Consider the following 6,834-nt stretch of genomic DNA (forward strand, 5'->3'; position numbering starts at 1 on the left):
TTGCATGCCTTTACCCAAATTGGCGACCCTCCTTCGCCTACACTCGGCGCCATTCTTCGAGCAGCAAGCGGCTCAACCAGTGGTAACGAGGTTTGATCATCTCAACCTCTTATAGTTAATGCGCCCTTAACCTTCCCACCGATAGTCTGAGACCCGAATCTGCCGGAATGCGCCACGCACCCGGCGAGACCATGACAGACGGGGAAGAGCATGCGTTCAGGGGCTTCAGCACCGCTTGCGCTGGCCGATACGGGGCACGGCATCCAGGCGTTCGCGCGGCGTCAGGTCGGGCGGCTGGTCGGCGTCGGCCTGTTCGCGCTGGCCGCCTTTGGCGTTGCCAGCCTTGCCACCTGGAATGTCGCCGATCCGAGTTTTTCCCACGCGACGAACAACACCGTCACCAATGCCATGGGCTATGCGGGTGCCGTGTTCTCCGACCTGGCCATGCAGTTCTTCGGCCTCGCCGCCGTCGCGGCCCTGGTTCCGACGGTCATCTGGGGCTTCCTGCTGTTTTCCGCGCGCGGCGTCGACAGGCTGCCCAAGCGCGGGCTGTCCTGGTTCGGCTTCGCGCTGCTGGCCGCGGCGATGGTCGGCTGCGTTGTGCCGCCCAAGACCTGGCCGCTGCCCACCGGCCTCGGCGGTGTGTTTGGCGACATGGTGCTGAAGATCCCCGGCGTCGTCATCGGCGGCTATCCGACCGGGCTGATCGCCAGCATCATCGCCATCCTGCTGGCCGCACCCGCGCTGTGGCTCTTTGCCCATGGTTCGGCGCTGATCGGTCGCAAGAACGGCTTCGCCGTGATGGAGGACGAGCCCGCCGCCGATCCGCGCGAGGACGACCTTTTGTTCGACAATGACGAGGACGAAGGCGACGAGGGTATCCTGGCGCTCGGCGCCATCACCCATTGGTGGCTGTCGCTGCGCGCGTGGATGCACCGCCGTGCCTTGCGCCGCAGGCAGGAGCGGGACGAGTACGAGCCGGAGATGGAGCAGCGCTCCACAGCCTGGCGGCGCGCCGCCGAACGGGTCGAATCGGCGGAGTTCGCCGAGCAGCGGATGAGCCAGGATGGCCGCGCCCGCGTCGAGCCCGAATTCTTCGCCGCCATGGTCAATGACCGCAGCGCCTCGCTCGACCCCGACGATGCCGACATCTTCGACGACCGCTTCGACAATGCGGGCGAGGATGCCGATTTCGACGATGAGCCTGTCGTGCAACGCCGCGGCGCGCCGACCGCCAAGGTGCAGCCGTTCCGCTCCGACGCAGCCACCCGCGTCGAGGCGCCGGCGGCGCGCCCCGTGCCCGGCGCCCGCGTCCAGCGCGAGGCGCAGACATCGCTGATCGGCTCGGAAAAGTTCGAAATGCCGTCGCTGCACTTCCTCTCCGAGCCGAAGAACGTGGTGCGCGACGCCAGCCTGTCCAAGGACGCGCTGGAACAGAACGCCCGCCTGCTCGAAGGCGTGCTGGAGGACTTCGGCGTCAAGGGCGAGATCATCGCCGTCCGTCCCGGTCCGGTGGTCACACTCTATGAGCTCGAACCGGCGCCCGGCATCAAATCGTCACGCGTCATCGGCCTGTCCGACGACATTGCGCGCTCGATGAGCGCCATCGCCTGCCGCGTCGCCGTGGTGCCCGGCCGCAACGCCATCGGCATCGAACTGCCGAACGCCAAGCGCGAAACCGTATATCTGCGCGAGATTCTGGCCAGCCGTGACTTCGAGACGACGAAGGCCAAGCTGGCGCTGGCGCTGGGCAAGACCATCAATGGCGAGGCGGTCATCGTCGACATCGCCAAGATGCCGCACGTGCTTGTCGCCGGCACCACCGGCTCGGGCAAGTCGGTCGCCATCAACACCATGATCCTGTCGCTGCTCTACCGGCTGAAGCCGGAAGAATGTCGGCTGATCATGATCGATCCGAAAATGTTGGAACTCTCGGTCTATGACGGCATCCCGCATCTGCTCACGCCCGTCGTCACCGATCCGAAGAAGGCCGTGGTGGCGCTGAAATGGACCGTGCGCGAGATGGAGGATCGCTACCGCAAGATGTCCAAGGTCGGCGTGCGCAACATCGACGGCTTCAACGCCCGCGTCAGCCAGGCGGACAAGAAGGGCGAGAAGATCTCGCGCACCGTGCAGACCGGCTTCGACCGCCAGACCGGCGAGGCGATCTACGAGACCGAGAACCTCGATCTCGAGCCGATGCCCTATATCGTCGTCATCATCGACGAGATGGCCGACCTGATGATGGTCGCCGGCAAGGACATCGAAGGTGCCGTGCAGCGCCTGGCGCAGATGGCGCGCGCCGCCGGCATCCATGTCATCATGGCAACGCAGCGGCCGTCGGTCGACGTCATCACCGGCACCATCAAAGCCAATTTCCCGACCCGCATCTCCTTCCAGGTGACGTCGAAGATCGACAGCCGCACCATTCTGGGCGAGCAGGGCGCCGAGCAGCTGCTCGGCATGGGCGACATGCTCTACATGGCCGGCGGCGGCCGCATCCAGCGCGTGCACGGCCCGTTCGTCGCTGACGAAGAGGTCGAGAAGATCGTTGCGCATCTGAAGCTGCAGGGCGTGCCGGAATATCTCGACGCCATCACCGAGGATGATGGCGAGGACGACGACGAGCCGTCGGGCAAGGGTGGGTCCGGTGGCGGCAACAGCAATTTCGAGGATTCCGACGATCCCTACGATCAGGCGGTCTCCGTGGTGCTGCGCGATGGCAAGGCCTCGACCAGCTATATCCAGCGCCGGCTGGGCATCGGCTATAACCGCGCCGCCTCGATCATCGAGAAGATGGAAAAGGAAGGTATCGTCGGCCCGGCCAACCATGCCGGCAAGCGCGAGATCCTGGTGCCGACCGAAGAGGACAAGTTCTGACCACAAAGCCTGACCCTTGTGACATCCCGGTCCGGCAACCTTGAACCTTTCAAGGCGTTGAAGCGACCAAGGGACGTCTGACCCGCCAAATTTCAGCCTAACTGGGGGTCCAAGCACAGAACAACTCAGGAATCAGATGAGAGTGACCGACATGAAAAACGATCTTTCAGCGCTCAGCACATTTGCTCCATCCCGGCGTCAGTTGCTGGGCCTCGGCCTGGCGTTTGCGGGGGCGGCAGCCTTCAACGCGGTGCCCGGCTTCCAGGTGCTGGCTTCGGCGCAGGCGGCTGTGCCGACCGCTGCGCAGAAGATCGCCGACCACTTTTCCTCGGTCAAATCGATGAGCGGCGAATTCGTGCAGTTCGGCCCCAAGGGCGAGCAGACCGGCGGCAAGTTCTTCCTCGAACGGCCAGGCAAGATCCGCTTCAACTACGACGGCTCTTCAAACTTCCGGGTGATTTCAGACGGCCAGTCGGTGGTCATCCTGAACAAGAGGCTCAACACGTCCGATCTCTATCCGCTGTCGAAGACACCCTTGAAGCTGCTGCTCGACAACAGGATCGATCTCTCCGGCGACCGCGTCAAAAGCGTCAAGCAGGAGGATGACCTCACCACCATCCAGCTCGCCGACAAATCGGTGTTCGGCAATTCGAAGATCACCATGATGTTCGATCCGAAAACCTTCGACTTGCGGCAGTGGACGATCACCGACGCGCAGGGCAAGGACACGACGGTGATGATCTTCAACACCAAGGAAGGCGTCAGCTTCGCCCCTGATACTTTCGCCATCGACTACACGGCGAACCGCGAACTCAACACCAACAAGGCGCGCTAGGCCAATCGCACCAATAGCTGTGGAAAGCGCCGGGTCACGCCTCAGCGGGCGTGGCCCGGCTTGTCTTTGCGGCTTGCGGCTGGCAGTTTCCCGGACTGACTCCGTCGAAAGGCGTCTTCCCCGCCGGGGCCCATCGGTTCTGGCCGGTCGCACGCTGTCCTGGATTGCCAATGCCCTTCTCTATCGCCACCTGGAACATCAACTCCGTTCGCCTGCGCATGCCGATCGTCGAGCGCCTGCTCGTCGAGCATGCGCCCGACGTGCTGTGCCTGCAGGAAACCAAGGTTCCCGACGAACTGTTTCCCGAAAAGGCTTTTCGCAAGCTCGGCTACGAGCACATCGCTTTCCATGGGCAGAAGGGCTACCACGGCGTCGCGACGGTGGCGCGGCGACCGATCGAGGTGGTCGAAAAGCGACGCTTTTGCGAGATAGAGGACAGCCGGCACCTCTCGGTGACGGTGCGGGCCGGCGGCAAGGCGATCCTGCTCCACAATTTCTACGTTCCGGCGGGCGGCGACGAACCGGATCCCGTCATCAACAGGAAGTTCAAGCACAAGCTCGACTTCGTCGCCGAGATGAATGCCATCCGGGCAGAACATGACGAGGTGTCCGGCTCGGTGCTGGTCGGCGACCTCAACATCGCCCCGCTCGAACATGACGTCTGGTCGCACAAGCAATTGCTCAACGTGGTCAGCCACACGCCGATCGAGACGGAAAATTTCGAGGCGATGCGCCGCGCCGGCGACTGGGTCGACCTGATGCGGCTCAACGTGCCGCATGAGCAGAAGCTCTACACCTGGTGGAGCTATCGCGCGCAGGATTGGGAGCTGTCCAATCGCGGCCGTCGTCTCGACCACGTCTGGTCGTCGCCAAACCTGGTGCCCAGCTTTTCCGGCTACGAGATCCTGCGTCCGGCGCGCGGCTGGGAGCGCCCGTCGGACCATGTGCCTGTCATCGCGCGGTTCGATCTGGACTAGAGCAATTCTAGGAAAAGTGTGAAGCGGTTTTCCGTCTAGAATTGCGTCAAAACAAAGAGTTAGAGCAGCTCGCCGTTTCCGTGAAACGGTGAAATGCTCTAGTCTGGTCGAAAATGCCCGCGTGCGGCAGTCAGTCGGCAGAGGTGGAGTCGGCTGGATCCACCCACGGACGGCCCAATCGTGTCACCATCGCCGCGTACCCAACGGCACCTGCCGCCCAAAGGAAGATGCCAAGCTCTTTGACGACGTCTTCGGCGATGGCGGCCGCAGAACCAGGGGTAGGAAACAGATCTCCGATCTGGTCGATGGATGCCGACAGCGCGAGCAGGAAGCCTGCGGCCACAAAGACGATCGTGCCGTCGAATGTCTTCCGTCGCAGCCGAAAGAACCAGAACAGCCCGGCGGCGGCGTAGACAATCATCGCAACGATCTCTGGTATCGCAACCATGGGGAGCACGTCCTCATGGATCAATAACAGGTCATCGAGCCCCAGGAACAGGGTAAGGCCGCCGAGAAACGTGCAATCCCATCGGTGCGTGAGCAGGCCAGCAAACAGGGTCACCGCGCCGGAGCCGATCCACAGTGAAGCACCCAGGGACGAAATCCACCCTGTATAGAAGCCGACTTCGGCGACCGCAGATGGATCTCGATAAAAGATCCACGCGTCCAGACCACGAATCTGCGCAACGAACAGAGCGGCTAAGAGCATCGCGACGTTAATCGCCGTCGCCGTCAGTATGACCAAGCGCCAGGCTATCGTCCATTCGCCGCCATGCTTTGTGTTCAGCGCGTTGTTCTCTGGCATTTGCTATTCTCATTGAGGACTGAGAGGAACTCCATTGGAACCAAAATGCGACAGCCGCCAGATCTGCCGCCGAGAACTCCGCCTGCATTGTGCCGGTGGTCACCATGGTTGCAGCGCTTCGCTCCACCGAACCCATTGTACCATGGCGCCGATGTTCAGGTGAGGCTGGCCTGCAAATGGCCGACCTGAATCTCAACGCGCTTCGAAGCGCGACCAAATGAATTCAAGTTCAAACGGCGCGCTTCAAGTCTTCATGCATGTCGTTGTCGCGAAATTGCTGGGCTGACAGTTTGCGAGATCCGGCAGATGGGGATGGTCGCGGCGGCGCGTCGCCAGCATGCGTTGCGCCGCTTCGATGATTGTCGGCGCAGGCACATTGGCGACCAGACCGGTCGGACTGGCATGGCGGGATTCGATCACGTCCACGCAGTTCGAAAGCGGCCTCCAACGGGCCATGTTGGCGCCGCCACTGAGGATAACCATCGGCGTCATCACGGTTGCCATGAGATGTGCGGTACCGCCTTCGGCGCCGATGTAAAGATCGGCAAACTCGCCGAGCGCCAGCAAGATGTCACCGATATCGACACCTTCGATCGCGGCGGAATCGACAAGCCGCAGCTTCGGTACGCGCTGAGCCAGTTCAGCCATATCGGGACCATCGCCTGGGGTTTTCACATAGAGAAGGTTCGCCCCGTCGGCGATCAGGCTGTCGGCGATCGCGGCAACCTGATCCGCCGACATGCGCTTGCTGGCGCTGCCGTGCGCAGCGATAATGATCAACGGAGCATGCTTGCCGTCCGCAAGGCTCCTGGCCGCCGCTCGCGCGGCCGGGCCCGGCTCTAGCCGATGATCGAAAGGCAGCCGCTTGCCGGCAAGGCGTTCGATGAGGCGGTGGTAGCGCCAGGCATTGTGCCCGGGTCGTGCTTCAGGCCTTTGGCCCAGGCGCCAGGAAAGGGCGAAAGCCGGAAAGTTTGCCTCATAGGCGATGCCGCGGCCGAGCAGTGATGCCGAGGCTTGAAGCAGCCAACGCGCCGAGATGCGGAAATCGACAACGGCCAATCGCCCCTTGCCCTTGCGGTGATCGGCGACCAGGCGCGCCAGCGGCGTGCGCACATTGATCGCATCGACCAAATGGCCGGCATGGCGATTGAGGCTATGTTCAAGGGACGACGACCGGGTGGTTCCGTAGACGATGAAACTATCGGGGAATGCCGTTCTGGCGGCGCGCAAAGCCGGAATCCGGATCAATCCGTCGCCGAACGCGTCATTGCGGGAATACAAGATAATCGTCTCGTACCGCCCTGACGGCATGGCTCGCTCCCCCCAGGAGCCTGGTG

At 62.8% G+C, this 6,834-nt stretch carries 5 protein-coding genes; 3 read left to right on the forward strand and 2 right to left on the reverse strand.

Features of this window, described 5'->3' with window-relative positions; genetic code table 11:
• Window positions 1-210: 210 nt before the first annotated feature.
• The 3 genes from EN984_RS16955 to EN984_RS16965 all read left to right on the forward strand — a co-directional run bounded on the left by EN984_RS16955 (window position 211) and on the right by EN984_RS16965 (window position 4,692).
• Window positions 211-2,880 carry a DNA translocase FtsK gene (locus tag EN984_RS16955; RefSeq protein ID WP_127267330.1) on the forward strand — a complete coding sequence of 890 codons (2,670 nt, stop codon included), beginning with the start codon at window positions 211-213 and terminating at the stop codon, window positions 2,878-2,880.
• Between the two features lie 151 nt (window positions 2,881-3,031).
• Window positions 3,032-3,715 carry an outer membrane lipoprotein carrier protein LolA gene (locus tag EN984_RS16960; RefSeq protein WP_127267333.1) on the forward strand — a complete coding sequence of 228 codons (684 nt, stop codon included), beginning with the start codon at window positions 3,032-3,034 and terminating at the stop codon, window positions 3,713-3,715.
• 170 nt (window positions 3,716-3,885) lie between these two features.
• Window positions 3,886-4,692 carry an exodeoxyribonuclease III gene (locus EN984_RS16965; RefSeq protein ID WP_127267331.1) on the forward strand — a complete coding sequence of 269 codons (807 nt, stop codon included), beginning with the start codon at window positions 3,886-3,888 and terminating at the stop codon, window positions 4,690-4,692.
• Window positions 4,693-4,822: 130 nt separating this feature from the next.
• On the opposite strand, the gene EN984_RS16970 is transcribed toward EN984_RS16965, so the two are convergent.
• Window positions 4,823-5,497, reverse strand: a complete 675-nt coding sequence (locus EN984_RS16970) for a hypothetical protein (RefSeq protein ID WP_127267332.1) — start codon at window positions 5,495-5,497, stop codon at window positions 4,823-4,825.
• A 243-nt stretch (window positions 5,498-5,740) separates the two neighbouring features.
• A partial coding sequence (locus EN984_RS16975; protein WP_206517435.1) for a glycosyltransferase family 9 protein occupies window positions 5,741-6,834 on the reverse strand: 1,094 nt, incomplete at its 5' end.

Source organism: Mesorhizobium sp. M7A.F.Ca.CA.004.12.1.1 (genome assembly GCF_003997835.1).
Lineage (GTDB): Bacteria > Pseudomonadota > Alphaproteobacteria > Rhizobiales > Rhizobiaceae > Mesorhizobium.

Coding starts and splice junctions, on each gene's coding strand:
- EN984_RS16955 (WP_127267330.1), top strand. CDS start 211: ATGCGTTCAGGGGCTTCAGCACCGCTTGCGCTGGCCGATACGGGGCAC.
- EN984_RS16960 (WP_127267333.1), top strand. CDS start 3,032: ATGAAAAACGATCTTTCAGCGCTCAGCACATTTGCTCCATCCCGGCGT.
- EN984_RS16965 (WP_127267331.1), top strand. CDS start 3,886: ATGCCCTTCTCTATCGCCACCTGGAACATCAACTCCGTTCGCCTGCGC.
- EN984_RS16970 (WP_127267332.1), bottom strand. CDS start 5,497: ATGCCAGAGAACAACGCGCTGAACACAAAGCATGGCGGCGAATGGACG.